Origin of the sequence: Paraburkholderia sp. J41 (assembly GCF_905220235.1) — a bacterium.
In the GTDB taxonomy this organism is placed as follows: Bacteria; Pseudomonadota; Gammaproteobacteria; order Burkholderiales; family Burkholderiaceae; genus Paraburkholderia.
Window position 1 is genome coordinate 1 of sequence record NZ_CAJMZE010000119.1, and the last position, 288, is coordinate 288.

The following is a 288-nucleotide window of genomic DNA, read 5'->3' on the forward strand; positions in this document are numbered from 1 at the left end:
GGCAACGTGACGACGCTCCAGGGCAATGTCACGACGCTGCAAGGCAACGTTTCGAACATCAACAGCCAGATCACGAACATCAGCGGCAAGCTCAATGACGCGGTGCTTTACGACTCGTCGGCGCACAACTCGGTGACGCTGGGCGGCTCGGGTGCGAGCGCGGTGGCGCTGCACAACGTGGCCAACGGTCTGCTGAGCGCAACGAGCACGGACGCGGTGAACGGTTCGCAGCTGAACGCGACGAACACGAACGTGTCGAATCTCTCGGGTTCGGTCACGACGCTCCAG

1 pseudogene is annotated in these 288 nt (G+C 62.5%); it reads left to right on the top strand.

Annotated features, from left to right (window positions below):
- Nucleotides 1–288, top strand: a pseudogene (locus tag U5805_RS31695) (Surface-exposed protein); the annotation flags it as partial.